The organism is Variovorax sp. 679 (genome assembly GCF_003952185.1).
Classification (GTDB): Bacteria; Pseudomonadota; Gammaproteobacteria; order Burkholderiales; family Burkholderiaceae_C; genus Variovorax.
The window spans coordinates 681,479-706,207 of the sequence record NZ_RXFS01000002.1; the positions used below are offsets into that span (position 1 = coordinate 681,479).

General features: G+C 69.4%; 15 protein-coding genes. 1 reads left to right on the forward strand and 14 read right to left on the reverse strand.

Going from position 1 to position 24,729, the window contains the following annotated elements; translation table 11 throughout:
• Positions 1-7 precede the first annotated feature (7 nt).
• Genes EJO71_RS07155 through EJO71_RS07165 form a run of 3 tightly spaced genes read right to left on the reverse strand, consistent with a single transcriptional unit; the run spans position 8 to position 1,519 of the window.
• Complete coding sequence (locus tag EJO71_RS07155; RefSeq protein WP_125947470.1) at positions 8-637, reverse strand: prepilin-type N-terminal cleavage/methylation domain-containing protein; 630 nt, start codon at positions 635-637, stop codon at positions 8-10.
• Complete coding sequence (gene gspI, locus EJO71_RS07160; RefSeq protein WP_125947469.1) at positions 634-1,017, reverse strand: type II secretion system minor pseudopilin GspI; 384 nt, start codon at positions 1,015-1,017, stop codon at positions 634-636. The genes EJO71_RS07155 and gspI overlap by 4 nt, the downstream gene beginning before the upstream one ends.
• A 7-nt stretch (positions 1,018-1,024) precedes the next feature.
• On the reverse strand, positions 1,025-1,519 hold the full coding sequence (locus EJO71_RS07165; RefSeq protein WP_125947468.1) for a prepilin-type N-terminal cleavage/methylation domain-containing protein: 495 nt from the start codon (positions 1,517-1,519) through the stop codon (positions 1,025-1,027).
• Between the two features lie 194 nt (positions 1,520-1,713).
• Between EJO71_RS07165 and EJO71_RS07170 the strand changes: the two genes are divergently transcribed.
• Complete coding sequence (locus EJO71_RS07170) at positions 1,714-2,133, forward strand: general secretion pathway protein GspC (protein WP_125947467.1); 420 nt, start codon at positions 1,714-1,716, stop codon at positions 2,131-2,133.
• A 9-nt stretch (positions 2,134-2,142) separates the two neighbouring features.
• Here EJO71_RS07170 and EJO71_RS07175 read toward each other — a convergent pair whose 3' ends face one another.
• From EJO71_RS07175 to gspE, 11 genes are all read right to left on the reverse strand, one after another.
• Complete coding sequence (locus tag EJO71_RS07175; RefSeq protein ID WP_125947466.1) at positions 2,143-2,769, reverse strand: transposase; 627 nt, start codon at positions 2,767-2,769, stop codon at positions 2,143-2,145.
• A 108-nt stretch (positions 2,770-2,877) separates the two neighbouring features.
• Positions 2,878-3,477, reverse strand: a complete 600-nt coding sequence (locus tag EJO71_RS07180) for a sigma-70 family RNA polymerase sigma factor (protein ID WP_164546758.1) — start codon at positions 3,475-3,477, stop codon at positions 2,878-2,880.
• Positions 3,478-3,582: 105 nt separating this feature from the next.
• Complete coding sequence (locus EJO71_RS07185) at positions 3,583-16,281, reverse strand: filamentous hemagglutinin family protein (protein ID WP_164546757.1); 12,699 nt, start codon at positions 16,279-16,281, stop codon at positions 3,583-3,585.
• A gap of 74 nt (positions 16,282-16,355) precedes the next feature.
• Positions 16,356-16,730 (reverse strand): hypothetical protein, encoded by a 375-nt coding sequence (locus EJO71_RS07190; protein ID WP_125947463.1) that lies wholly within the window; start codon positions 16,728-16,730, stop codon positions 16,356-16,358.
• A gap of 70 nt (positions 16,731-16,800) precedes the next feature.
• Positions 16,801-17,805 (reverse strand): FecR domain-containing protein, encoded by a 1,005-nt coding sequence (locus EJO71_RS07195; RefSeq protein ID WP_164546756.1) that lies wholly within the window; start codon positions 17,803-17,805, stop codon positions 16,801-16,803.
• A gap of 11 nt (positions 17,806-17,816) precedes the next feature.
• The gene (locus EJO71_RS07200) at positions 17,817-18,365 is read right to left on the reverse strand and encodes an RNA polymerase sigma factor (RefSeq protein WP_125947461.1); all 549 of its coding nucleotides are present in this window, start codon (positions 18,363-18,365) and stop codon (positions 17,817-17,819) included.
• Positions 18,362-19,021, reverse strand: coding sequence for an STN domain-containing protein (locus EJO71_RS07205; protein WP_164546755.1), 660 nt, complete (start codon positions 19,019-19,021; stop codon positions 18,362-18,364). Before EJO71_RS07205 ends, EJO71_RS07200 begins: the two co-directional genes overlap by 4 nt.
• A 258-nt stretch (positions 19,022-19,279) precedes the next feature.
• Complete coding sequence (locus EJO71_RS07210) at positions 19,280-20,479, reverse strand: substrate-binding domain-containing protein (protein ID WP_164546754.1); 1,200 nt, start codon at positions 20,477-20,479, stop codon at positions 19,280-19,282.
• A 156-nt stretch (positions 20,480-20,635) separates the two neighbouring features.
• Entirely contained in the window at positions 20,636-21,844 is a 1,209-nt protein-coding gene (locus tag EJO71_RS07215; protein WP_125947458.1) for a substrate-binding domain-containing protein, read from the reverse strand.
• 195 nt (positions 21,845-22,039) lie between these two features.
• Positions 22,040-23,248, reverse strand: a complete 1,209-nt coding sequence (gspF, locus tag EJO71_RS07220; protein ID WP_125947457.1) for a type II secretion system inner membrane protein GspF — start codon at positions 23,246-23,248, stop codon at positions 22,040-22,042.
• Positions 23,249-23,265: 17 nt separating this feature from the next.
• Positions 23,266-24,708: a type II secretion system ATPase GspE gene (gene gspE, locus EJO71_RS07225; RefSeq protein WP_125947456.1), complete on the reverse strand. Its 1,443-nt coding sequence runs from the start codon at positions 24,706-24,708 to the stop codon at positions 23,266-23,268.
• Positions 24,709-24,729 lie beyond the last annotated feature (21 nt).

The following is a 24,729-nucleotide window of genomic DNA, read 5'->3' on the forward strand; positions in this document are numbered from 1 at the left end:
GCCCGACTCAGTCGAGCGCAAAGACCCTGCGATAGGTCTGCACCTGGCGGTCCGCGCCCGCCCGCATTCCAAGTGCCAGCTCCATGCCCGTCGCACCCGCGCGCGCAGGCGACACCGCAGGCAGCTGGCGCCAGCCCGCGCCGGGCTCCCACGCCCGGAGTTCGAAGGTGGTGACATCGTCCAGCAGCGCCACGCGATCGGCCATGTCGGGCGGCGGCAAAGGAAAGGACGCCGCCGCCGGCCCCGCCGCACGATAGAGAACGCCGCCGCGCTGCCACCACTGCACCCGCTGCCAGTGGCCCGGCGCGGCGGGCGCCGCCCGCACGATCTCCATGAAGAACGGCAGCTCGGCCTGCCTGCGCACCTGCAGCGCAGCCGGCAACAGCCCGCTCGCCGCCGCACCGCCCGGTGGCTGCCATGGAAGCTCGGTGGTCGCGCGTTGGGAAAGGTCGCGCTCCAGCTGGTCGAGCGCACGCAGCAGCCTTGCGACTTCTTCGGTGCGGCGCTCCAGCGCGCTGTTGGCGCGGCTCACGCTGTCGAGGCCACGCCATGCCATCAGGCTCAGCACAGCCATGATGGTGATGGCGATCATCACCTCGATCAGCGTGAAGCCGGCATGCCCGCGCGCTCGCGTCATTTGCCCGCTCCGTCCTGCACGCGCGTGCGCAGCGAAGCCAGGCGCCGCTCGCCGTCTTCCGCAAGGTAGACATCCACCGTCACTGTGCGCAGCCCGTCGACGGCGATGCCGGCTTCCGTGCGGCACATCAGGCGCAGGCCACCTTGCGGGCAGGCACTGCGCACCACGCCCGGCGCGGCCGCCCCTTGGCCGATGCGCAACTCCGCCAGGCGGTTCTCGGCGGACAGCATGGCCAGCGACTGCTGCTCCAGCAGCCCGAGGTTGGTGATGGTCAGGCTCGAAGCCCGCACGATCGCCGCCAGCGCGATGCTGACGATGGCCAGCGCGATCAGCACCTCGATCAGCGTGAAGCCCGCCTCTCGCAGGCGCGGTTCGTTCATGCGTCGCCTACTTCACTTCGTAGCCGCCCGCGGCATCGCGCAGCACGGCCACCGAGGCACCGTCACGGCGCAGCTCGAGCCGCCATGCCGCGCCAATGGGCTCGGAGGTCAGCACGATGGGCCGTGCCGGCGTTACCTCCACCGGACCCGCTCGCCATTGGCGTGGGCGCAGCTCGTCGTCTCGCGCGAAGGTGTCGAGAGTGCCGAGCGTGGATACCGTGGGAATGCTGCTGCCGGGCGCGGCCTGCCAGGTGCCGCGCGCGAAGCGATAACCGTCGGCATCGGCCTGCCATGCGATGACGCGACCGTCGATGCGTACCTCGTTCTGCGCCACCGCCAGCCGCAGCGCCAGCTCGCGCGCGTCGCGCCGCAGTTCCTGCGCCGGATCGGGCGCGACGGCAAGACTGATCGCCGCTGTCGCGATGCCGACGATGACCATCACGATCATCAGCTCGATCAGCGAGAAGCCGCTCTCTTCCGCGCGCCGGGTTCGCCGCGACATGCACGCATTCATCTTGCAGCGCCCACTTGCTGATGGTGTTGATGGATGGAAGAAGAAGCCCCGGCCGATGCTAGGCATCGCGTGTGATACCGCAATGAACCCGCTGACACGAAACCCCAACGACAGCGTGATAGACAGAGCGTCCTGCGCCCGCCACAGCGGCAATCAACCGGAAAGCACCGATGACCGAGCCCATGAAACCATCCATCCGATACGCCGTTCATGCCACGGGCCTGCTGCTTGTCGTGGCGGGGGTGGGGACCTGGACGCGCCTGCTGTCCGCACCCGTTCCCGCCGTGCTGCCGCCACCGGTGCAAACCGCGCAGGCAGACCCGGCGGCCGATGCACTCGCAGCCTGGTTCGGACCCGGTGAGGTCCGCGCGAACATCGCGGTCAAGGGATTGATCAGAGCCGGTGCGCACGGCGTTGCCGTGCTGTCGGTGAACGATGCGGCGCCCCGGCCCTACCGGCAGGGCGAGTCGCTCGGCAAATCGCTCACGCTGACCGCGATCGAGGCCAATGCGGTTGTGATCGACAAGGCCGGCACGTCCTTGCGCATCGCCGCGCCGATGCTGCCGCAGCCGGCCACGCCCGGCATCGTCGCGGCGCGATAGCCGCATGCGCTAGCGCGCCGCCTCGCGCGGCCGCGCCTCCGGAACGACCGCGGCGCAGGCCCAGGTCGACAGCGCATGCAGCAGACCGCGGTTGACTCTGAAATCGCCATCGCCGGATTCCGGCAGGAATGTGTTCGAGAGGCAGCGCGTGATCACGCGCGCCACGCGCGGATCGGCGCCCACCGCGTTCAGGTCGCGCGTGAACTCGACGCGGCCGGGCAGCTCGTCGGCGAACTTCTCGAAGCCCACGAACCAGCGGAACAGCATGTTGTAGGTGAGGCTCTCGTGCACCTTCTCGCCGTCTTCCAGCGAGTAGACGATCTGCAGCACCAGGCTGCGCAGCAGCGTCGATGCGCCGATCCTGCCGCCGTGCTCGCGCTCCAGGTCGGCCAGCAGCGCGCGCTCGTAGCGCAGCGCGTCTTCCACCAGGTCGTGCAGCGCCACGAGCGGATGGCCCTCGGGCACCAGGGCGCGCAGGTTGTCGGCCTGCACCCAGGCCTGGTGGCTCACGATCCAGACCCATGGCGATCCGTAGCGGTTGACCGCCACGGGGCCCTCTCGCGCCTGCTCCACGATCTTCGAGAGCTTCGCATCCAGCTCCTGCATGGTGACCCGCATGGGTGTCGTCCACTTCATCACCTGTTTCCTCCAGTTCCCGAATGACTATGCAACAGGGTGCGTGACGGCTGCGCGAGCGGATCAGTCTTCTTCCGCATGGCAGGAGGCAACGCACCCGCCAAGGGCTCAGCGCAGGACGCCAAGGGCCTGCCTGAGCGTGGTGTCCACCCTGCGTACCGAAACGCCATGGCGCCTTGCAACCTCCTGGCGCGACATCTCGTGCAGGCGCAAGGCCAGCAGCACCGAGCGATGGCCGCGCGGCAGGCTCTGCATGGCGCGGTCCACCGCCGCCACTTCCGAGCGCGCCTCCGCGATCAGCTCGGGGCCGGGCTGCAGGTCGGCGATGACGTCGATGTCGGCATCGTCCTCGGTCGCTCCTCCCGGCCAGCGCTTGCGCGAGCGCAGGCTGTCCATCGCGAGGTTGCAGGCCACGCGGTAGACATACGCGTCGGGGTTCGCCGGCGCTTCCTGCGGCCGCTTCTCGCCCAGGCGCAGCCAGGCGTCGTGCAGGCATTCGCTCGCGAAGTCCGCGCACCCCAGATACCGCTCGAGGCGCCGGTGCAGCTGCGCGTAGTGCGTCGCCAGGTGCGCCTGCAGGTCGACCACCGGCGCGGCCGGCTTCGGCGCCGGCATGACGACGCACTCGTCGCGCAGATGCCAGCCGGGTTGGAACAGCATGGAGAACCGGTCCGGCGCGCGGCCGATGGCCTGGGTTTCTGGAGTCATGATGGGCTTCGCTGAACGCCCGGCCATGCCGCGAGCCGGGATCGCCGGCTGCTGCGGAAATGGCCAAGCCTTGAAACAAGGAATGAGGGAACGACGGGGCGCAGGTCAACGTTGCAGGTTGGCGCGCTCCTCGTCCGTCAGTTGCCGGCTGGCCGACGGCGGCAGCTGGCCGCCGCCACCCAGCACGCGGATCACGCTGCGCGGGTTGTAGCTGGCCTGCACGCCCTTCCTTGCGTCGGATGCATCGCCGCCGTCGCTGCTGCTGCTGTTGCTGCCGCCGCTGGCCGGCTCGTTGCCGAAGCCAAGCACCCGCACGGTGAACACAGAGGGCAGCGCCTGCCGCGCCGCGGCGCGATCGCGCTGCAGCGCCTCCTGCGCAGCCACGCCGGCCTGCGAGGCCGCGGCGCTCGCGTTGGTGAGCGCGCTCACGTTCACCGATGCCACCGCCGGCAGGCCGGCCGATTCGCCCTTGACCTGGATATTGGCCGCGTTCACCACCTGCAGCGCGGCGACGTTGACGCTGCCCGACACCCGGATGCCCGCCTCGCCCGCGTCGATGGTGCCCAGCGGCGCGATCAGGTCGACGTCGCCCGGCGGCACTTCCGGAATCGGCGCCAGCGTGGCGATGCCGGCGCCCGAGCTCGGCGCCTGCGGGGAGATCTCGACATTGCCCACGTTGTCGTACACCAGCTTCGGCGGCGTGAACAGCACCGTGGTCTTCGAGCCCCGGCCGGCGTTGATGTCGCCCTTCTCCGACCAGGCGAGGATGCCGCCGCCGAAGGTCGTCATGATGCGCGACAGCCCCAGCAGCAGGCTGCCTTCGCTGAAGAGGCGGATGTCGCCCTGCCCCTGCGTCATCACGCCCGAGGTGGCCGGCGGCACCGCGCCCTGCACGCCAAGGATGATCTGTCCGCCCGGCGCCATCATTTCGATGTCGCCGCCGAAACTGGTGCGCACGCCCGAGCCGCCGAACATCGTGATGTCACCGCTGCGCGCGATCTCGCGGCCGGCTGCGTCGCGGTCGGGGAAGAGCGTGGCGATCATCTCGCGCCCTCGCAGGTACGAGCCCTTGCGGCTGCTCGCGGCGTCGTTGTATTCGCGGCCGCCGGCGCGCAGTTCGGCGTAGTAGACCTGCCGCAGGAAGATGCGCTGCTGCTCGGGCGCGAGTGCGTCGAAGTAGGCCAGTGCCTGCGCGGTGCCGCCGGCTGCGAAGCCGTAGCGGTCCTTCAGCCATGCGGCGAGCTCGACCTCGTATGTCTTCGCGGCCTTGCCCGGCTGATTGGCCAGCGGCGTCGCGGCATCGGCGCGGTTCGAGGGGTCGAGGTAGCGGGTGCGGATGGCGGACATGTCCAGGCCGTTCGCGCCGGCAGGGCCGCCGACGCCGGCCATCATCGCGATCGATGCGCCCGGGCGCTTGTCGCCCGGCACGACCGGGCCCGTCGAGGTGATGCCGCCGCGATCCTCCTGCAGCAGGTTGCGCCCGGCCGTGACCTCCAGCGTGCCGGGGCCGGCGACGTCGAAGTTGGCATAGAGGATGTCGCGGCCGGCGGAGACGATGGAAACGTCGGTGGGGTTGCCGTGCACGACGAGGTTGCCGCGCAGTGTTGTGGAGCCTCCGAAGTCGCTGTTGCCCGGCGTCGGGGTGCCGGGCGCGTCGCCCGTGTTCACGATGTCGCGACCGGCCTTGATCCAGGTCGGTCCGGCGCCGTTGAACCAGGTCCGCGCGCCGCTGTTCAGGCTCACGGTCTCCCCTGTCTTGAGCCCCACGATGTCGCCGCCGGCCGCGTAGAAGCGGATGGGCTGCGCGTCGGCGGCGCGGTCCAGCCGGAACTCCGCGCTGTTCGGCCCGAAGGCGAAAAGCGAAGGCCCCTTGAATGCCTTGCCGGTCACCGCGCCCCCGTCACCGGAGGCGTTGGTCACCAGCACATCGCCCTGCCCGTTCTCCCGGCCCACGAATGCGGGATTGAACGGCGTGGGCAGCGGCACGCCCGCACCGGACATGGTCATCGAAGACTGGCCGGCATAGATCGAACCACCGGCGAGCACTTCGAGCTCGCCTCTCGGCGAGGGCGCCAGCGTCAAGCCGTAGTTCAGGAATTCGGGATTGGTGTACTGCACCGCCGCGTTGCCGTAGTAGAGGCTGCCCGTCAGGGCCGCGGCCCGGAAGATCGAGGGGTAGACGGTCCACGCGTCATAGGACGCCAGGGACAACGGCTCTGTGCCTCGTATGGCGGCCATGCCCGGTGTCAGGTGGCCACCCGCCGACGTCAGGTTGATCGCACTGCGCTGGGTCCAGAGGCTGAACCAGCCCTCGCCGCCTCCGCCGTAGTCAATTCCATTGAAGGAGAAGGCCGAACTGTTCGGCGTGTAGCTGCGCCCAGGGTCGGCCGCGGTGCCCAGCGCCAGGTCGCCGAGTGTCTGCACGTAGATCGCGGTGTCGCCCGGTATGAGGCTGATGCCCCCGCGGACGTCGGCACGGGTCGCGGTGAACGGATCGATGCCGCGTGTGTCGATGGAATCCACCCCGTACAGCCGGCCCAGGCTGCCGATCGACGCCGCGCGCACCTGAGTGGCGCCACGCAGGTTGGTGACCGTGCCTGTGAGCGACAGCTTTTCGAGGGAGGAGCCTTCGGTGAGCGCGTGGTTGGGATTGAGCGCGCCCACGATGCGCATGTCGATGTCGCCACCGCCCGTGAGCGCGAGCGAGCCATCGGCACCGACCCGGCCCGTGCTGCCGACCGCGACCACCAGGGCTTCGCTGCGCTCCGCCGCATTCTTGCCCGACGACAGGGTGCCGCGCCGGTCGATCGTTCCGGCGCTGGCGCCCGCGCGCACCACCACGTTGCCGCCGCCCAGCGCACCGATGCCGGTGAACCCGGCCATGGCAGGCGCCGTGGCGTCGTTCGCCGTGTAGGCACCGAAATTGATCCACCAGGCAGTCGGAATCGCCGTACCGACGGCAGCCGTGCCGGAGCCCTGCCGCCACAGCCAGTTGCCGGGCAGCGCGCTGTTGGCCGCGAGATCTCCCACGAGCCTGCCGCCTGCGGACACCAGCACGTTGCCGCCCTGCTCGGGATACCAGGCACGATAGGCCGCGAGGGTGTCGGCGTACTCGGGCAGATCGGACTGGGGGCCGATCACCGTCCCGTCGGGGCCCTTGCCGCGTGCGCGGGTGTAGGCCGCATCGACGTCCGTCGCCGTGCCGGCGGTGTAGATGCCGAAGAGCGAATCCATCCGGATGTCGCCCGCGGCGATCAGCGAGAGGTCGCCAGTGCCGGTACGCAGCACGCTGAAGGCGGTGGGGAACGCATTGCCGCCGACTCCGTCCAGCGAAGGGTTCACCACATAGTGCGTGTCGGCCAGGCGGATCGCACCGGTCGAGGCCGGGTTCAGCGCGCGCCGATCCGCCGCCGCGAGGTCGGCGCCCGCCACCAGCTTCATGTCCCACGAGGTGGCACCCGCGCCCAGCATCGGCGCAACGGCCCAGTTGCGCCCCTGCGTGTCGTTCACCACGGGTCGCAGATTGACCGGCAGGCCATCCAGCAATTGCACCGTGGTCATCGACGGGATGAGCGAGCCCCGCTTCAGTTCGACCTGCTCGGTCGTGGACATCGCCACCGGCATGGGCACGCCCTTGGGCCATGTCAACGCTTCCACGTAGGCTTCGGAGCGCAGGGCCGTGCCGGCGCCCAGCCGCATGCCGGGCTCGAGCGCCACGGCCGCCTGCAGCACCGTACCGGCGGCATAGGCCACTGACCCGTCGGCGTTGTAGATGTTCGCCGCCACCACCGTGCCCGCCGCCAGGTTCATGCCGGCCGTGAGCACCGCATCCGCCGGCAGCAGCGTGCCGGCGGGCAAGGGCATGCCGCCGTCGGTCACCACGGTCACGGGGTAGTTGAGGACCGCACCCGCCCGGAAGATCGTGCCGGACTCGAGCTTCACGCCGTCGATCGGCACCACGATGTCACCGCCGAAGTTGCTGGTGCCGGTGGTCAGCACCCAGGAGCTGTCGCCGGGCGTGGCCGAGGGGGGCGCGAAACCGTCGTTGATGCTGCCGTTGATGTTGAGGTTGCCCGCGGCACGGATCGCCAGCCGGCCCGGCTCGCCGAAGCCGCGACGCGCGGGATCGCCGCGGTTGGCATCGGGGCCGTAGCGGTAGCCCGAGAAATCCAGGTCACCGTCCACCGTGAGATCGCCATGCGGATTGGCCAGCTTGTCGCTGACGATCTCCACGCCGGGGCGCAGGTGATAGCGCCCCAGCCCGGCGAGCCGGCTGCCGAGCGCCGCATTGCCCTGCGCCGCATCGATGAAAGCCTGGCTGTCGCCGTCGATCCGGTCGAGATAGGCCTGCGTGATGAGCTGCGGCCGGTAGCCCGACACATCCGGCAGGTCGGCCAGCGGTGCATCGTCGTAGCGGCGGAACGCATTGACCGCCACGCTCTTCGCGCCCAGCACCTGCGGCGTGCCGTTGACCGTGACAGCCACGTCGTCGGTGCCGACGCGCGGCGCATTGAGGTCGAGCGTGCCGCGCGCGCGGCCGTCGTTGCGGCCCGGCCCGGTGCCAGGGGCCACATCGGTGCCGGCGCGCAGGTCGATGCGCGCACTGCCACCGAGCGTGAGCATGCCCTCGCTGCTGCTCAGGTCGACCACGGCGCGGTTCGGGCTGTCGATGATCTTGCCGTAGCTGTCCACGCGCAGGCCGGTGCCATGCGCATCGAGCGTGCCGTTGACCGTGAGGTCGCCCCTGGCCGCGAGGCGGATCGATCCGACCTGGTAGCCGCTCGCATCGATGCGGCCATCGACGCGCAGGCTGCCTCCGTCGAGCGCGATCGACACCTCGCGCGCCTTCACGCCGTCGCCCACGACGAGGTCGCCCTGCTTGACCTGGAAGCGGCGCGCGCCGAACACGGCGCCTTCGTTGAGGCGGTTGTTCAGACCCGCGAAGTCGCCGAGGGTCTGCGCGCGCACCGTGAGTTCGGCTGCGTCGTAGGGCTCGACCGTGCCGCCGGCATCGTAGTTGCCGCTGCTGGCGCCGCGGATCGCGCCGGCCAGCTCCACATGGCCGGCATCCGCGCCGAGCGCCGTGGCTTCGATCGTGCCGCCGCGGTTGAAGCGTGCCGAGACATCGATGAGCGAGCCGGCTGCCTGCGTGATGCTGCCCTTCTCGCTCGACAGCACGAAGTCGCCGCCCCAGCTGAACTTGTCGACGTCGAACAGCGACACCTTGCGCCCGGACAGGTCGATGCGGGAGGTTCCGCCCAGCGCCACGTCGCCGGTGGCCGACAGCACCAGCCGGCCCGAAGGCAGCACGATGTTGCCGTCCACGCCGATGCTGCTGCCCTTCAGTTCCAGCGTCGCACCGAGCGCATCGCTCGATGCGCCTGGTCCCTCCGCGGTTGCCACGTTGATCGCGCCACCGGCGGTGATGCGCGTCTTCGAGGCGGCCTGGCCGGTCAGCACCGGCGCCGCGATGCGCAGGTTGCCGCCCTCGTATGCATAGCCCTCGCCGGGCGTGTACTCGCCCTGGCGCCGGTACACGGCGAGCGTGTTGCTGCCGCTGGACGTGACGCGCTCGGACGCCGTCAGCTTCACATTGCCGAAGCCCAGTGCGATGCGCGCGTCCGTGGTGAGGCCGGTGGGCTGCGCATAGGGGCCCGGGCCGAGCACGATCGAGCGTGCGGCAATGTCGAGCGTGCCGTCGCCCAGGTGCTCGGCCATGGCCGCGCCCGGTGCCGCCGTGGAGCCTGCCCACACGAACTCCCCCGCGCGGATCGCGGCCACGTCACCGGCCGCGCCGTAGCCGTAGATGGCGGGCGTGCCGAGCACCAGCCTCTGGAGGCTCGAAGCGTCGAGCTTCACCGCGCCGAAGACGTTGACGGCATCGCGCGCATTGAGCGTCAGCGTTTCGAGGGCCGGTGCGCCGATGGCGTTGTTGCCCGCCAGCAGCTGGTCCAGTTTCCCCTGGTTCAGCACAAGCCCCCGTGGCAGCCGGCCGTTGGCATCCGCATTCGCTATGCTCGCGTCCTCGCCGAGGTTGACCGAGGCCAGCGCGAGCGACAGGTTTCGCGTGCCGTAGGAGACCTTCGGCGTCAGCACCAGCGAGCCACCTGTGGCGATTGCCAGCGTCCCTTCGGACACCAGGCGCGTCGTTCCGTCGCAGGCTTCGCTCGCGCAACTGCCGATGTCGATGGCGACCGTGCTGGTCGGCCCATTCAGGGGGCGCCCCAGCTGCAGGTTCAGCCAGCCGTTGGAAAGCGCCACCACGCCGATGCCCGTGAACAGGTAGCCCTTGCGCGAATCGAAGCCGCCGCTGCCCTTCCCGATCGTGCTGATCGATGCGCCTTCCTCGATGACGATGCTGCGGTCGCCGTCGAACCCCGGGCTGCTCGCGAGGATGACGTCGCCGGCCGACAGGCTGGCTCCGCTGCGCAGCACCAGGTTGCCGTCGCCGACGATCTCGGCGAGGTAGCCGGTATTCCCGTAGCCCGTGACGATGGCTCCATTGAGCACGAGCCTGGGCGCCTGGAGCTTGTTCAGCTCGTCGGCATGGACGGAGGCTCCCACGAGGCCATCCGTGGCGGCCTGCCCCGTCGCCAGCACCTCCGCGAGGTTGCGGACGTTGACCGTGCCGTCATAGCCCTGCGTGCCGGGCTGGGCACCCAGGCGCAGCTTGCCGTCGAACGTCAGGCCGGTGCGTTCGGTATCCGTCTCGGCCGGCTTCACGAGCGAGATGTCGAGCGTCTTCGCGTCCGAGGTGAGCATGCCGCGCAGGTAGCCGCGGCGCGCTGCATCCGCCAGCACGAAGGCGTTGTAGTCGGTCTCGTTGTAGCCGGAGTGCTTGCGCACCTGGCCGCCCGGCGTGACGATGATCTGGCTCGGCAGCGACTCGCGGATCGAGGTGTTGGCCACGCTCAGCTGCCCCGCCATGCGGTAGGAGCCACCGATGTTGCTGACGCCCGGAATGCCGAGGCGATCCACGGTGCCGATCTCGACCCGGAATGCGCCGGGCAGCAAGGCATAGTTGGACGGCATCAGCGTGTAGGTGCCGGCAGGCAGGCCCGGCACACCCGCCGGCACGGTGACCTGCTGGCCGATGCCAGGCGTGCCGAAGCCCGCCTCGGGCGCCACCGGCGCATAGCCCGCCGAGTAGCCGGGAACGATCGCGTAGACCGTGTTCTTCGCGCTGCTGAAGCTGTTGACGGGATTGGCATTGGCCAGCGGCGTCTTCAGGATGTCGACCGAACCGCTGCGGCCTGCGACGAAGCCGGCTCCCGCGAGCGTGCCGCCGCCCGACAGGTCGAGCACAGCGTCGGCCTGAACGTCGACGTGGCTGCCCTTGAGGCCGATGCCGCGGCCGACGGTAAGACCTCCGGAGGCCATGCCGCCGACGCCATCCAGCTTCACGGGCTGGCCGTTGTACGTGTAGCCCAGGCCGTCTGTCGTGCCGCCGTAGGGCATCACCAGGCCGGCACCGCTCACCGAAGTGAGGCTGCCCGCAAGCAGGTCCACATGCGTGGCCGTCGCGCCGTCCGCGTGCGAGCCCAGGATGATCCGGCCCAGCGGCGCGCGCACGACGCCCCCCTGCTCGATGGTCTCGGCACCGAGGACGAGGCTGCCGAAGGCCGAGTAGGGCATGGCCGGATCGGCGTCGCCCTGGCGGTGGATGGCCAGCACGCTGCCGCTCGCATAGTTGTACGGAAGGCTCGTTTCCGGGTTGACGCCCGCAACGGGAAAGCCGGCCACGATCTGGGCATTGGCGCCGGTCGCCGGATAGATCTGCGCGGCAGTCAGCGTCATGCTGCCCGGCGTCGAGAGTTCGGTGGTGGTATCGCCGCTGAGACCGCGCGACGGCAATCCGCCGAGCAGGCGGATGTCGCCTTCGCTGGCAAGGTCCACCTTCGCGAAGGCACGCCGGTCGACGTTGTAGATGCCGACACCGAGATCGACGTCCGCATGAACGCCGAAGCCGACACGGTCGCGCACGTCGATCAGGTCGGCGTGCACCGAGAAGCTGCCGCCACTCTCCTGGAGCGACGCGCCGTTGGCCCAGTTGGCGGCGGGCAGCACGATGCCGCTGCCGTCGCGGCCGGGAAGGCGCGTCACGCCCGCCAGGCGCACGTAGGGCGAGGACAGGCTCACTGTCGAGCCGGCCGGGGCGGTCGCGCCCTGCGCGTAGGTGCCTGCGTACAGGCGCAGGCTCTGGTTCATGTGCAGCGCGACATCGCCGTCGAAACTCATCGGCCCATGCACAAGCAGCGACAGGTTGTCGAAGCCGCCTGCCTCGATGCGATCGACACCGATGCGCGCGCTGCCGGTGCGCAGCATGTTCCTGGCCGCAGCTCGCGTCTGCGCCGCGGCCAACGGGCTGTCGCCCTGCACCTGCGCCACCGTCAGTTCCCGGTGACGCAGCAGGTCGCCGCGGGTCACCCCCCGGTCGTAGGTCGCCGAGTCCAGGGCCACTGCGAGCGTGCCACCCGCGGCACCGGCGCCACCGGAAGCCGCGCGGAGCGTGCCGTCCAGATACAGGCCCTGGTTGGACTTGAGCACGATGGAGCCGCCCTTGCTCGCCACCGTCGTCCCTGCCGGCAGGCCGGCGCCCTGGTCGAGCACGGCGCTGGTGCCCGATGCATCGAGCAGCGCGCCCGGCCGGATCACGACGAAGGAATCGGGCACGCTGGCCTCGCCCGTCTGCTCCCAGTCCAGCGCGCCGCCGATGGCGATCGTGCCGCCATCGACGACACGTCCATACGCACGGCCGCTGTTGTCGCGCGCCACCGCCGCGCGCGCGGCAACGTCGAGCACCGCGTGATCGCCGAGCCAGACCAGGCCGGCTCGCGTCGGTTCTCCCGTACCGTCGATGGCGATCGTGCCGCCCGATGCGGTGAGCGTGCCGTCGACCGCGACGTCACGGCCTTTCAGCGCAATCGACTGGCCCGGATCGACCGTGATCGACGCGCCCTGCCGGACATCGATCAGGCCACTGACCAAGGCGGTGCCGCTGCCGGTCGATCGCAGTGCCACGCTCGCACCGCCGCGCTGCGTGAGCACGGCCTTCATCGGGTCCTCCGTCCACAGCGGCGGCGTCCACAGCTCCAGCGCGCTGGCCGGCTGCACACCGGAGGCGAAGTTCCTCGACGTATCGGTGAAACGGTAGACCGGCATCTTCACGTCCAGCCCGACGCCGTCCGCAACGACCACGCCCATGTGGCCGTCGACGTCGTAGCGCGCGAAGCCCGACTGGAAGATGCGGGGGTCGAGCGCCACATTGGCACTGGTGCCCACCGGTTGCGTGAACACCGCGCCGGCCGCGATCCTCGTGCCGCTCTTGATCGTGAAGTCGGCAGGGGCGATACGGCCTGCAGTCACGGTCGCGGTCTCGGCGATGATGGCGAACCCGTTCGGGAACACGTTCGCCGGCACGATGTAGCCCCGGGGGAAATTGTTGTTGATGATGCTGATGCGCGTCACCTTCGCGCCTGCCGGTATCGTGTCGCTTTTCTTTCCGTCGGGATCGTTCGCCGTCCAGCCCCTGAAGGTCTGCGACCTGCCGTTGACGATGGCGGTCACGGAATACAGGCCGGAGGCGCCAAGCGCATCCGGCAACTTCCAGTCCGCCGCGAGCGTGACGGCGTTGGCATTGGCATCGAAGAGCGGAACCGACGACACGGCTTCGCCCGGCAGTGCACGCGTACGCTGGTAGCTGTAGTCCACCGGCAGGATGTCGCCCGCGCGAACCCGGTAGTCCTGCAGCAGGATCGCATCGGTCAGCGCCGCCCGGCCGGCTTCGAGCACGCCCGTGCCCACGTTCTTGCCGCCGACGATGATCCCGGTACCCGAGGCGAGCCGCAGCACACCGCCGCCATTGACGCCATAGCCGCGGATCTCTCCATCGACGTTCAGCAGTGCGTGGCTGTTCGGATCCGCCGGCTGGATGTCCGCGAACAGCGTCACGTCGCCGCCTCGCCCGCCGCGCGTCTTGCCGTCGGCCAGTACCGCGCCGCCCGAAGAAACGTCGATCAGCGCACCGGCCGAAAGCGTCACGGCACCCGAGCTGCGGATGTCCACGCTGCCGCCGTCGAGATACGGCAAGCCGAGCGCATTGCCGGCGTCGAGCTGAAGGTTGCTCCACAGGCCGCGCGCGTCGAGCTTCACGTCCCTGGCCACGACCACTTCCACCGTCGCGCCTTCGGGCACGGCCATCGGGCCGTCCTTGATGCCCTCGGGCGTCATGCGGTTCAGCACATTGCCCAGCACGATGCTGCCGCCGCGTGCCGTGAGGTCGGCATCGACCGTGACCTGCGTCGCGTGCAGCCGGATGCGACCGCCCGGCACCACCGACAGCGCGCTCTCCGCCTTCACGCTCCTGTTCGCCAGCGCCGTGATCTCGCCCAGGCCGAAGCTGTTGAGCCGTTCGCTGTCGACGTAGAGCGTCTCCCTGCGTTCGGGCGGCAACGGCGTCTCGGGCGAGAGTCCCGCGCCGATGTCCGGCTGCGCGGTGCCGAAGACCACGCGCTCGAAGGTCGGCACCAGCTGGCGGAACACGCCGACAGGCCCCAGTGCCGCATTGGGGTTGTAGCCGGTGACGTAGTTGCCGAGGATCAGCTGCGCCGCCTGTGCCGCCGCGTTGTGCGACTGGGCATAGCCGTCAAGTCCGGCATCGGCCCGGGCCGCCTGGCCCGGCCCCTGGTAGGCCGTCGCGGTAATGCCGCCTTCGAGCACGGCCGCATCGGTTGCCACGACCAGCCGCCCGGCGTCGCGGCCCACGGTGTAGCCGTTTTCCAGCCGCTGCTGCGGGCCGATCAGCGGGTTGTAGAAATAACCCGTGGTCTTGTCGCCCCAGCGTTTGTGTTCGTCCTCGAAGCCGCGGTAGAGGCCGGTGTAGGCGATGTCGTCGCGCGCCTTCGAGACTTCGTAGAGCCGTCCGTCCGGCCCCTTGAGCCAGCTCTGGCGGATGAAGCCCGTCTGCACATCGAGCGTACCGCCCGACAGGTTGATGTTCGAGCCTGCCTGTGTGACCACCTCGCCGCCGGCGAAGGTCACGCTGCCGCCCTGCGCCGCCCACTCACCGATGCTGTGTCCCTGCAGGCCCAGGTAGCCGCCGACTTCGAGCAGGCCGCCCGGGGTGTACCAGCGGTCCTTGTCGTAGCCGCCCGTGCCTGCGGCCAGGCGCTGCAGCTTGCGGCGATCGATCCAGACGCCACGGTTGTTCAGGAGCGCCGTGTCGCGGTTGAGCGGCGAGTCGCGCTGCTCGTTGCCCTGGATGTTGACCTCGATGTTGTTCGACGCCATCGCGATCTGGACGCCCACCGCGCCCGAGACGTCCAGCCGCGCGCCGTCGGCAACAGTGCTTCGCCCCGTGCCCTTGCCCGCGCTCACCGCGATCTGGCCGCCGGTGGCCAGCGTGACGGAGCCTCCCTCGAACAGCACATTGCCACCCGAGACGATCTCGATGCGCGACAGGTCGCGCCGGTCGTCCAACAGCGAGAGGTTGTCGAACACGCCGAGGGGACCGCGCTTCAGCGCCTGCTTCGGGCCCTCTTCGATCAGCGCGTCGCGCTGGCTGTCGAGCACGGTGCGGCCGCTCTTGTCGTCGATCAGCACCGCGTTCAGCGCCCTCGGCGTCACGGTGACGCTGCCGAGCTTGTCGGAGGCCGAGTTGAGCAGGTGAATGGTGCCGCGCGCATCGACCGTGGTGGTGGCCAGCGCCACGCCATCCTGCACCACCTTGCGTCCGGCGAGGGTGATGTCGCCTTCCGGCGCCTGCAGCAGGCCGGTGTTGACGACCCGGCCCGCCGTGCTACCGGCGTTGAATTGCGGCGCCACTTCGTTGCCGCGCGTGGTGGAGGCCTGGTTGGCCGCCGTGCCCTGGCCGGGCCGCACGATGAAGAAATCGCCCGCGGCCAGTTGCACCTGGCCGCGCGGCGCGGTGATGGTGCCGGCATTGCTCGCCTCCTGGCCCAGGATGAGCACGTAGCCGCCGCCCTGCTTGACGGAACCCGGCGTGGCCGTGGTGATCCGCGCGCCCTCCTCGATCTTCACGGCGCCGCCTGCGTCGGTGAAGCTGGGCACGTAGCTGTCGCCTGTCTTCGCGCTGTGGATGCCGCGCGCCTTGAACTGCTCGTCGCTGATCTTCGCGGCCGCCGCGACGAGGTTGCGCGTGTCGACCTGGCTGCTGCCGCTGAAGACGATGCCGTTGCGGTTGGCGATCAGCACCGTGCCGTCGGCCTTGATCTGGCCCTGGATCTGCGAAGGCCGTGCCTGCGGATCGTTGACGCGGTTGAGCGCGGCCCAGTCGGGCTGCTGCTGGAACTCCACCGTGGTGTTGCGGCCGACGTTGAAGGTTTCCCAGTTGAGGATCGCACGATCGGCGGTCTGCTGGATCGCGACATTGGTGCGGCCGTTTGCTTGCGACTGCACCGGCGCGTTGGCGTTGAGCCAGCCGGCGGTGAGGCTGTTGGTATCCACGCGCAGGCCGCCCTCGGCCAGACCGTCGGGCACCGACGATGGGCTGTCCTGCGCCGCGCGGCGCGCAGCGGCTTGTGCTGCCTGCTGCGCGGCAATGGCTTGCGCCGCGATATTGAGATTGCCGATCGAGCGCTGCAATTGCGCCTCGGCCTGCTGCCGCTGCGCGGTCGGTCCGTTGAGCGAGGACACCGGCATGCCGTTCGGCAGCCGGCCTGTCTGCATCGCGTTGGCCTGCGCCGCACCCTTCGCGGCCAGCCATGCCGGACTGAAGGCCTGGTTCGCCTGTGCCGGGGTCAACGCACCCAGCGTGGCGAGCGCCAGCGCAATGGCGCTCGCCAACGGAGCCCGGAGAAGCTCGCTCCCATCCGTGGTGCGTCGTCCCGCGAACGAATGGGCACGTGAGTTGTCCGGATTCAAGACCATGATTGCCTGCAGTGAAAGTGCGTGGGATACGTGTCGGAAGCAGCGCTCTCCTCGGCCACGCGGATGTCGTTCGACGCGCTCGCGATCAGCGGAAGACGGGCCGGGCTCCGGCGGCGTGCGGCGCGCGACGCCGCAATGCCGCATGCGGCCGGCAGCAGCAGTTGCCACAGCGCCATGGCTTCACGCCAGGCCTGCGCATGCGCCGCGCTGCGCGCGCACCAGCGGCGCAGCGCGCGCGCCTCCTGCTCGGCCTCCTCGTCGGAATCGCTGGCTCGCAACCGGTTGAGGCGGACCAGCAAGTCGAACGCCTCGCCCAGACATGCCTCGGCATCGCAAGTCGGATCGTCGGGGTGGCGCTGCTTCATCCTCCATGACGATCCTGCGGAGGAGAACCCGTAACTTTCTTGAAGAACGGCGGCGAAGCGGCGAACGGCTTCAGCTCAGGAGCACGATGCCGCCGGGCAGGTTGCGCAATCTCGCGCCATACAGCTCCCGGATCATCACCGGCGCGTTGTCGATGCTCTTCAGCGCCACCCGCATCCGCACCGGCGTGCGGGCCAGTTCCTCGTTGCGCAGGATGATCCGCCCCGGGCGATACCGGTTGATCTCGGCGATCACCTCGGCCAGCGGCATCTGGTCGAAGGACAGCGTGCCGCTGCGCCATGTGCTGACGCGCGCCAGGTCGGCCGGCTCGACTTCCCGGATGCCGGCGCGGTCGTAGGTCAGCTGGCTGCCGGCTTCGAGCGGGCGCTGCTGTCCGGCAACCGACACCCACACGCGACCGTCGAGGCAGGTCACGCATACCTGCGGCCCGGTGTAGCGGACATTGACGCGCGCGCTGCGTGCCTGCATGCGTCCGCCGCCGGCATCGACGAAGAAATCGTCGGCGCCGTTCGCCTGGATCTCGGCTTCACCGCTCAGCAACTCCATGCCGCCCGTCCCGGCGTCCGCACCGGCCTTGCGGTTGATGAGGGTCTGCGTATTCATGCTGATGCTGACGCGCTGGCTCAGCGCCACCTCGCGCTGCTCGCCGGTCGCGGTGCGGTAGTCGGCCGAGAGATCACCGATCGAGGGCCAGAGCCCGAGCGGCGGCTCGACCATCAGCACGCCCGCAGCCACCGAGGCGGCGACCGCGCCGCCGAGGAAGGCACGACGGCCGGGCGAGCTCAATGCCTGCGACAGGCCGCCGATCGAAGGCCACGCCGACGAGAAGACGCCGGAGCGCGAGGCCTGGCGCCTGGCTTCCTCGGCCAGCAACGGATCGAGCGCGGTCCACGTGCGCATCACTTCGCGCCAGGCCTGGGCGTGCTCCTTGCTGAGCGTGGCCCATTGGCGGAATGCTTCTGCATCGGCGCGCGTCGCCTGGCCCGAATGCAGCCGCACCCACCAGGCGTCGGCCTGGCGGCGAAGCATGCCGGATTCGGTTTCAGGGGAAGACATGATGGCGATCATCAGTATTTTCTCGCACCGGCATAGTGGCCACGTTGAGCCGCATCGACGTGCGGCAAGTGCTTCTTGCAGAACTCCAGCGCCGCGCGAAGCTCCTTCTCGACCGTGCTCACCGACACGTCGAGCTCTTTCGCGATCTCGCTGTTGAGCTTGCCCTCGACCCGAGCCGCCACCAGGATCGCGCGGCGTCGTGCCGGCATGCGATTGAGCACCAGGCTCAACGCCTGCACGTCGCTGCGCGCGCTCGCGAGGCGTTCGGGATCGGAGGCTTCGTCGACGATGTGCACCAGTTCCGCGATCTCGCCGCGCACGAGCAGCACGTTGTCCTGGCGGTATTGGTCGGTCGCGATGTTGGCGGCCATGCGCAGCAGGTAGGCATCGGGGTTGTGCACGGTGGTGCCCTCGCCCATCGCGGCCAGCCGCAGCCAGGTTTCCTGCATCGCGTCCGCAGCATCGTCGCGCGAGCCCACGATGCGCTCGAGCTTGCCGCGCAGCTCGGCATAACGCGCGACCATGCGGGCACGCAGCGAGGACGAGGGGCCTTCGTTCATGGCGTGCGCGCGGTGGTACGGCGAGTCGCGTCGCCGCAATCGGGTTCCGCATCCGGCCCCTCGGGCAGCAGCAGGATCACCAGCGGTTGCGGCAGCGAAGGCGGTGGCGGCGCACCGACCACGAGGTCGCGCACCTTGCGCTGCACCGCCGCATCGCGGTCCGGTTCGCCCGTGGTGCTCAGGAGGCGGAAGCGCTCCACCGCGCCGCGCGGGTCGAGCCGCAATTGCAGCGCAAGCCGATAGCCCCCCGGGCGCGTCTGCACGGACTCGCACAGGCTGCCGCGCAAGGCGTCCTGCACCTGGGCGGCGTAGGCCCGGTGCGTGGCATCCCCCGCGCTGAACCCCGACTCCTCGATGGCCATCGCCTCGACTCCCGCCGCATGTGTCGCGACGCCCGGTGTGCGGGCCGCGCGAATCACGATCGAGCCTGCGTTCGCGTAGCGCGCCTCCAGGCCAGTTCCTGCCAACATCGCCTCCAGTGCCTCCATTGCGGTCAGCGTGCCTCGCACGGCGCTCGAAGAGCGCTGCGCGTGCTCGCCATCGATCAAGATGTCCAGCCTCGTTGCCTTGCTGTAGGCATCGATGGCATCGCCCAGACGCTGGGCGGCGATGTCGAATTCGATCTGTGCCACCGGCGCCGCCTGCAAGGCAGGCACCGAAGGCTGTTGTCTTTCTTTCGGCTGTGCATGCAGGTCCCGTGTGGCGAACAACGTGGCTGCCCCAGCCAGACACCAGGTCAGTGCCAGCACACTGACCGATGCCGAATTCGCTGTCATGCCCTGTTGACGCACATATCCCCAAGTTCCCGCGTCTGCCACGACGCAGACCAAGGTCCGCCCGACACGCCGTGTTTACATTAGTCGGGCGGGGTGACGTTCCCATGACATTCATTGCCAGCACGCAGCCCAAGGCATTCAGTTCTGCAGCGGTCGGCCGATGCCATTGCAGACGTTGACATTTGCAATGCCCAGGGAGTTGCCGCTGTCCAGGAAAGTACCGGTGACAGCCGTTCTCCACGAGCCCGGCAGCGCGATCAGGCCGTCGTCGAAGGCGGTGGCACCGTAGAAGCCCGCCACGAATTCCTGCAGCTTCGCCTGCACCCACGGGTCGCGGTAGCACTGGTTCAGCAGCATCTGCACCGTCCCGAAGATCGGATAGATCGCGCCGGCGCCCGCGGCCGGCGTCGGCTTCACATAGGGCGGCACCCATGCGAGCAGGTTGCCTGCCGCGGGTGCGCCCGGACCCGGCGGAACCTGGACCCCGAGCGCGGCCTGTATCGCGGCCGCGACCGGCAGCACGCCATTGACCTTCGCGACCAGCGCATTGCTGGTGCCCGTGAAGACGGCATCGGGCGCCATGTAGCCGATGCGCCCATCGACGCCGAAGGATGTCGCCATCGCACTGTCGCCGGCAACGCCGACCCATTGCGCGGGAATGATGCCCCCGGCGACCGCACCTGCCACCACGGCCGCAAAATTGCCCGAGACCGCGAACCCCCACCCCGGGCATGCCGCGACCAGATAGCGGCTCAGCCACTCGGTGGTGCCGCTGCCATCGGTGCGATAGACCAGTCGGACGGTCGTCGCATCGGAAGTGCCGCGCAACTGGCCCCAGGTCTGGCCGCCGGGCTTGTTGGAGAAGACGGCACACATCTTCGCGTCCGACAGGTCGAGGTTGGCGATACCGAGGCGCTTGTAGGGAAGCAGCACCGGGACGGCAACTGCCGGCACCTGGATCATGCGGCCCCAGGCGGCCAGATGGCTGACGTTGTAGCTCGAGACTTCCGCCGCCGTCAGCGCGAAGTCGCTGACGGCGAAGTGCACCGATTGCGTCGATGGCCACGACGGCCGCGCAACCAGGGACTCGTTCCTGAAGGCCGTCGCATCGTTGTCGAAGAAGGCCGTCCGGCCGACTCCGCTGCCGGTACCCGTGTAGCTGAAGACCGTGAGCCCCACCCCGCTGGGCAGGAGCTGCCCGTATGTCGATTCGGCCAGCTTCGAGCCGCCGCCGACGACCATCTGTGCATGAGCGATGCCGGACGCCGACAGGCTCGCCAGCACCATCGCCGACACGGCCGCGAATGCAGATGCGGCCATCCTTTGCCTCGCACTCATGTGAAGCTCCTCCTGGGATCGCATGGACAACAAAAAGCCCCGAGGGTCCGGACCGCACCGCATGCGGTGCAACCCTTCTTCTCGAGGCAGAGCCGGAGACCAACGCACCGTGGTGTGCTTCGGACTCCGGCCGCTGACAGGCAGTCGATCGACTGCTTACGGACGGCCGATGCCGTTGCAGACGTCGGTGCGGCCGATGGACAGGCTGCTGGAAGCCGTCAGGAAGGTGTCGACGATCGCGGTCTTCCAGGCGGCGGGCACGTTGACGAAGTTGTGCGGATTGGCATCCGTGTCATACAGGCGCGTCAGGAAGTCGACGACCTTGGCTTGTGCGCCGGCGTTGGCATAGCACTGGTTCACCAGCAGGTTGGTGGTGCCGAAGATCGGATAGCTCGAGCCCGTGCCGGTGGCCGGGGTCGGCTTCACGTAGGCGGGAACCCAGGCCAGCGGGTTGCTGGCGGCGGAAGCGCCACCGACCGGCAGCGACTGCGTGCCCAGCGCGGTCTGGATCGCGGTGAGGGACGGCAGGTTGCCGTTGATCTTGGCGACCACGGCGTTGCTGCTGCCCGTGTAGACCGGGTCCGGGCTCAGGTAGCCGAGGCGGCTGTCGGTGGTCATGGCGTTCTGCACGCCGGTGCTGCCCGACACGGCAACCCAGTGCGCGGGAGGCGCGACGGGGGTCGTGGAGGTAGCGCCCGGAAGCGCATTGCCGACCACGGTGGCGAAGTTGTTCGAGACCTTGAAGCCCGAGCTGGGGCAGGCGGCCACGAGGTAGCGGCTCAGCAGTTCGGTGGTACCGCTGGTGTCGGAGCGATAGACGACCTTGACGGTGGTGGTGTCGCTGGTGCCGCGCACTTGGCCCCAGGTCATGCCGCCCGTCTTGTTCGAGAAGATCGCGCACATCTTGGCGTCCGACAGGTCCAGGTTGCTGATGCCCGAACGCTTGTAGGGGATCAGCACCGACGTGCCCACGCTGGGCACCTGGATCACGGGACCCCAGCCGCTGAGGTGAGCGGGGTTGTAGGCATCCAGTTCGGCCTGGGTCAGCGCGGAGTCGCTGCCGGCGAAATGCACCGACTGCGTCGTCGGCCAGATCGGGCGGGTGGCCTGGCTTTCGTCACGGAACTCGCTGCCCGTCGTGGCTTGCGGGTTGTTGTTCAGGAACGCCTTCTTGCCCGCGCCGCTGCCCGTGCCCGTGTAGGTGTAGTCCGTGAAGCCCACGCCGCTGGGGAGAAGATCCTTGTAGAAGACTTCGGGCAGCGTCGCGCCACCGCCAACCGCGGTCTGTGCCGACACGGCACCCGCTGCAACCATACCCGCCATCATCACGGCCGACAGGGCGACCGTCTTGAACTTTGCACTCATGGAAACTCCTTTGAATGGACCAAGAGAAATGAGCTACCAGAGGCAGGACGACTTCTTCATGAGCGCCTGCCCCTTCGCTACCTGTGCCGCCCCTCTGGCGACGTCATCGATCTTCTTTTCCGGAGGTGACAGCAGGCCGAAACAAACTCGGGAACACAGAGGGAAAAACTCCCGAACAAGAGGCCCGCGAAGGGCTCATCGCACCATCTGGTTGATCTCCATGATGGGCATCAGGACGGCAAGCACGATGACCATCACGACACCGCCCATCGCAAGGATCATCAAGGGTTCGAGCATGGTCGTGAGGCGCATCGCGCGGCGTTCGAGGTCACGCGAAAGGTTTAGCGCGGCACGCTCGAACATGGCCGCCAGCGCACCCGTCTTCTCGCCGCTGGCCACCAGGTGCACGAGATTCGACGGGAATATTTTTTGCGCCTTCAGCGCCGCGGCGAGCGGCGTGCCCTCCTTCACTCGGCCCGTGGCCTCGAGCACGCAGCGCTTGATCCATTCATTGGCCAGCGTCTGCCGCGCGGCCTCCAGTGCGCGCAGCAGCGGAACGCCCGCGTCCATCAGGATCGACAGCGTCGATGCGAAGCGTGCGGTGTCGACGCCGAGCGCAAAGCGCCCGACCATCGGCATGCGCAGGACGAGTCCGTGCCATCGCAGCCTGCGCCCCGCGTCGCGCAGCAATGCACGCGCGGTCACCCATGCGCCCGCGATCAGGCCCGCGGTGAGCCAGCCCCACTCGCGCACGAAGGCGCTTGCAGCCAGCATCGCGCGGGTGATGCCTGGCAGCTCCTGGCGCGCCTGCGCGAAGGCACCGATCACCTGCGGCACCACGTACCCCAGCAGGAAGACGACGATGCACAACGACACGAACCCGACGATGGCCGGATAGATGAAGGCCGTGAGCACCTTCCCGCGCAGGCTGTCGCGGTTCTCGAGATAGTCGGCCAAGCGCTCCATCACGCGCGCGAGGTCGCCGGAGTCTTCGCCCGCGCTCACCAGCGCGCGGTAGATCTGCGGAAAGTCGCGCGGCCGTTCGCCCAATGCATCGGCCAGCCGCATGCCGGCGCGCACGCTGTCGCACACGGCGCTCAGCGAATCGGCCACGTGCTTGCGCTCGGCCTGCTCGATGGTCGCGACCAGCGCGGCCTCCAGCGTGAGCCGTGCACCCAGCAGGCTCGCGAGCTCGCGCGTGGCCCAGCACAGGTCGGCCGCGCCGAGCCTGGGCTGGAACCAGGACAGCGCACCGCCATCGCCGCCGCGTGCCTCGCGGATGTCGAGCGGCGTGAGGCCGCGCTCGCGCAGCTGCGCACGCACCGCGCGCGCCGATTCGCCTTCGGTGGTGCCGCGCTGGATGTCGCCGCTGCCGCTCGCGGCCTCGAATTCGAACCGTGCCATTGCTGCGCGCCTTGTTCCTATGCGTCGCGCGTCACGCGCATGATCTCCTTGGCGGTGGTCACGCCCTCGCGCACCCAGCGCTGGCCGTCCTCCCGCATGGAGCGCATGCCGTGCCTCGCAGCCGCCTCGCGCATGGCCTGCTCGTCGCCACCCTCGTGGATCAGGCGGCGGATGTCGTCGTGCACCACGAACAATTCGTGGATGCCCGTACGGCCCTTGAAGCCCGAGTTCCCGCAGGCCGCGCACCCCACGGGCACGTAGACGACGCTGCCATCGGATTGCTCTCGCGGTGCCTTGCATGCGGAGCACAGGCAGCGCACCAGCCGCTGCGCGAGCACGCCGAGCAGCGACGACGAAAGCAGGAAGGGCTCGATGCCCATGTCGGTCATGCGCGTGACTGCAGACACCGCGTCATTGGTGTGCAGCGAAGCCAGCACGCCGTGTCCGGTGAGCGAAGACTGCACCGCGATCTGCGCGGTCTCCAGGTCGCGAATCTCGCCGATCATGATGTTGTCCGGGTCCTGCCGCAGCGCCGCGCGCAATGCCGCGCCGAAGGTCATGCCGATCTTGCCGTGCACCGGGATCTGGCCGATACCGGGCAAGTCGTACTCCACCGGGTCTTCCACGGTGAGGATGTTGCTGCTGCCCAGGTCGAGCTGGCCCAGCGCCGCGTACAGCGTGGTGGTCTTGCCGCTGCCGGTGGGGCCGGTGACGAGCACGATGCCGTGCGGCTGCCGCACGAGCCGCGTGAGTTCGGCCAGCGTGTCGCTCGCCATGCCCAAGCGTTCGAGCCTCAACCGGCCCGCATCCTTCTCGAGCAGGCGCAGCACGGCGCGCTCGCCGTGCGCGGTGGGCACGGTCGACACGCGCACGTCGATCGGCCGTCCGCCCACGCGCAGCGTGATGCGCCCGTCCTGCGGCAGCCGCTTCTCGGCGATGTCGAGCTGCGACATGATCTTGATGCGCGATATCAGCGCCGCATGTAGCGCCCTGCGCGGCGCCACCACATCGCGCAGCGTGCCGTCGACGCGAAAGCGCACCACCGAATGGGTCTCGAAGGATTCGAGATGCACGTCGCTCGCGCCGTCGCGCGCGGCCTGCGCGAGCAATGCGTTGATCATGCGGATGACCGGCGCGTCGTCCTGCGCGTCGAGCAGGTCGGTGACGGCCGGAATGTCCTGCATCAGCCGGTCAAGATCGACCTGCTGCTCCACCGCGCCGACCACCGATGCGGCGTCGCCGGCATCGGCGTAGGTGGCGCCGAGCAGCGCGTCCATCTCCTGCGACTCGACCTGGCGCAGCGGCAGGTCGCCCAGCTTCAGGCGCGCCTCGACGACGGCCCAGCCCGGCGTGCGCCGGCACACAAGGAGGCAGGGTGTGTCGCCCTCGACTCGCACGACGATGCGATGACTGCGCGCCCACGCAGGGGGCAGCGCGATGCCGGGCGTCGGCGCGTTCATCGGATCGCCCCGGTGCCGCGC